This window comes from Sphingomonas bacterium, assembly GCF_903643065.1.
Classification (GTDB): Bacteria; Pseudomonadota; Alphaproteobacteria; order Sphingomonadales; family Sphingomonadaceae; genus Sphingomonas.
In genome coordinates this window covers 1-3,358 of the sequence record NZ_CAHJWX010000339.1, presented here as the reverse complement: position 1 = coordinate 3,358, position 3,358 = coordinate 1, and the positions used below count along the sequence as shown (strand labels likewise).

At 71.8% G+C, this 3,358-nt stretch carries 3 protein-coding genes; 1 reads left to right on the top strand and 2 read right to left on the bottom strand.

What is annotated here, in order from left to right:
* On the bottom strand, positions 1-661 hold a 661-nt coding region (rnc, locus tag HUU95_RS11620), incomplete at its 3' end, for a ribonuclease III (protein ID WP_254602763.1).
* A complete protein-coding gene (gene lepB / locus HUU95_RS11615; RefSeq protein WP_174280255.1) occupies positions 658-1,425 on the bottom strand; it encodes a signal peptidase I in 768 nt (255 codons plus the stop codon). The genes lepB and rnc, both read right to left, overlap by 4 nt.
* A 281-nt stretch (positions 1,426-1,706) precedes the next feature.
* Between lepB and pgi the strand changes: the two genes are divergently transcribed.
* Positions 1,707-3,197: a glucose-6-phosphate isomerase gene (gene pgi / locus HUU95_RS11610; RefSeq protein ID WP_174280254.1), complete on the top strand. Its 1,491-nt coding sequence runs from the start codon at positions 1,707-1,709 to the stop codon at positions 3,195-3,197.
* Positions 3,198-3,358: the final 161 nt, after the last annotated feature.

Below are 3,358 nucleotides of genomic sequence, written 5' to 3'. Positions count from 1 at the left end.
GCGCCTCCAGCGTCGCGAGCAGCGCGCGGGCGGCGCCGGTCTCCGCCTCGCGCTTGGTGGACGCGGTGGCGCTGGCGGTGTCCACCCCGACGCGCACCGCCACCGTATGCTCGGGCAAATGGTCCGGCCCGCTCTCGCTCACCTCCGCATAGACGGGCAACCCCAGGTTGCGCGCGAGCGCCCAGTCCTGCAGCGCGGCCTTGGGATGCTGGCGCACGCTGTCCTCGCCGCGCACGCGCTCGGCCCAGTGCCGCCGCACCCAGGCGCGCGCCGGTTCGAAGCCCCCTGTCAGGTACACCGCCCCCAGCAGCGATTCGATGATGTCGCCCAGCACGTGGTCGCTGTCGGCGAGGCTCCCGTGCGCGCCCTTGGCGAGGCGGATGTGCGGCGACAGCCCGATCGCGCGGCCGACGGCGGCGCAGGTGGCGCCGGATACGAGCGAGTTGATCCGCCGGCTGAGGATGCCCTCCGGCTCGTCGGGGAACAGCTCGTACAGCCATTCCGCCATCGCCAGCCCCAGCACGCGATCGCCCAGGAACTCCAGCCGTTCGTAGTTCGCCTCGCCGACGCTGGCATGGGTCAGCGCGCGGGTGGCGAGCGCCGGGTCGAGCGCCACGCCCGCGAACAGCCGCCGCAGCCAGGCGGGCGCGTCCTCGCTCAAAACCCCTCTCCGATCCGCCCCGGCCGCGCCGCGCTGACCCAGGTCCACGGCTTGAGCCACGCGGCCGAGCCGTCCGTCGCGAACAGCGTCACCGCCGCGCGCCCCTCGATCCGGTCGAGCGGCACATAGCCCATGCCGCCGACACCCGGCGAAAAGCGGCTGTCTTCGGAATTGTCGCGGTTGTCGCCCATCAGGAAGACGTGCCCGGCGGGCACCTGGAACAGAACGGTGTCGTCGGCGGCGGTGCGGCCGAGATCGAGCACGTCATAGCCGCGTCCGCCCGGCAGTGTCTCGCGATAGCGTGGGAAGCGGCAGCGCCCGTCCCCCTCGGCGGCGCAGGGGAAATTGGGCGAGCGCGGGATGCTAAGGTCGCCGACGCGCAGCTTGGGCACCGCGACGCCGTTCAGGACCAGCTGACCCGCCCGCATCCGGATCGTGTCGCCCGGCAGGCCGATCACGCGCTTGATAACGTCATGGCCATGCGGTTCGGGCGAGCGAAACACCACCACGTCGCCGCGCGCGGGGACCCGCGCCGCGAGCTTGCCGGGGACCGCCGGCCAGCCCCAGGGCAGCGACCAGCGTGACCAGCCATATGGCCATTTCTCGACCAGCAGATAGTCGCCGATCATCAGCCGGGGCAGCATCGATTCGGACGGGATGAAGAAGATCGCCGCCACGAACGAGCGCAGGATCAGCGTCGCCAGCGCGAGCAGCAGGACGAAGCGCAGGTTCCCCTCCCATTCCGACCGGACCCGCTTCGCCATGGCACGCGCGTTGGCGGCTTGGCCGCGGGAGGGCAAGGGGGTTCGCGCAACGGCGTCAGGGCGCGAGGAAGGTGGTTCAGAGGAGGCGCGGAGGCGCCGCGGAGAAGGGTAGTCAGCCGCCAGTGGCCGCTCGCCGGATGACGAGTTGCGCTTCGCGCGAGGTCGCGCCTTCGCGCGTAACATTCTTCTCCGCGCCTCCGCGCCTCCTCTGAACCCATTTCACTGGCCCACCCAGGTCGCCGCGCCTAGAGCACCTCCTGCACCGAACCGAAAGGCCCCCCATGTCCGACTGGTCCGCGATCGAAGCCCTGCCCTTCCCCAAGCTCGTCGACCTGTTCGACGGGGACCCCGAGCGGCTGTCCCGCTTCAGCCTCGACCTCGCCGGGCTGCATTTCGACTGGTCCAAGACGCACCTCACCGCCGACGCGGTCGCCGCCTTTGCCCGGCTCGCCGAGGCGCAGGGGCTGGCCAAGCGCCGCGACGCGCTGTTCGCGGGCGAGCATGTCAACGTGACGGAGGACCGGCCCGTCACCCACACGCATGAGCGCGGCGAAGGCGACGCCGCCGATGTCGATACCGCCCGGCGGTTCCACGAGCGGATGCGCGCGTTGATCGACGCGATCGAGGCGGACGCGCTGGGGCCCGTGCGCCACATCCTGCATGTCGGCATCGGCGGCTCCGCGCTCGGGCCCGACCTGCTGGTCGACGCGCTGGGGCGCGCCGACAAGCGCTATGACGTGGCGATCGTCTCCAACATCGACGGCGTCGCGCTGGAGGATGCGTTCGCGCGCTTCGATCCGGCGGCGACGCTGCTGCTGGTCGCCTCCAAGACCTTCACCACCACCGAGACGATGACCAACGCCGCCTCCGTCCTGTCGTGGATGGAGGAGCATGGCGTGGCGGACCCCTATGGCCGCGTCATCGCGCTCACCGCCGCGCCCGACAAGGCGGTGGAATGGGGGGTCGACGACACGCGCGTGCTGCCGTTCGCGGAAGGCGTGGGCGGGCGCTATTCGCTATGGTCGTCGATCGGCTTCCCCGCCGCGATCGCGCTCGGCTGGGAGCGGTTCGCCGAGCTGCTCGCGGGAGCGGCGGAGATGGACCGGCACTTCCGCGAGGCGCCGCTGGAGCGCAACGCGCCCGCGCTCGCCGCCTTCGCCGACCTCTATTACACGCAGGTGCGCCACGCGGAGACGCGCGCGCCCTTCGCCTATGACGTGCGGCTGCGGCTGCTGCCGCCCTATCTCCAGCAGCTGGAGATGGAGAGCAACGGCAAGGGCGTGACGGTCGACGGCCAGCCGGTCGGGCGGCCGACCGCGGCGATCGCCTGGGGCGGCGTCGGCACGGACGCGCAGCACGCGGTGTTCCAGCTGCTGCACCAGGGCACGCATCTGGTGCCGGTCGAGTTCATCGCCTGTATCGAGGCGGGCGACACGCTGGCGCCCGATCACCACCGTCAGCTGCTGCTCAACGCCTTCGCGCAAGGCGCGGCGCTGATGAAGGGCAAGCAGGCGGACGATCCGGCGCGGTCCTATGAAGGCAACCGGCCGTCCTCCACCGTCCTGCTCGACGCGCTGACCCCGCGCGCGCTGGGCGCGCTGATCGCCTTTTACGAGCACCGCGTGTTCGTGAACGGGACGCTGCTCGGCATCAACTCGTTCGACCAGTTCGGCGTCGAGCTGGGCAAGGAGATGGCCAAGGCGGCGGCGAAGGGCGGCGGCGATTTCGACCCGTCCACGACCGACCTGATCCGGCGCGCCGGGCTGAACTGACGCGCGGCGGCGGGCGTTGAGCGGGGATGCCGATCCTCGCCCCCGCCGCCTCCGTCACGCTGGACGCGATGCGCCATCATCGCCGCGTGCTGGTCGCGAGCGCGCCCGTCGGCGACCCGCGCCTCGCCGAACAGCGCGCGCTGCTCGACGCCTGGCGCGAC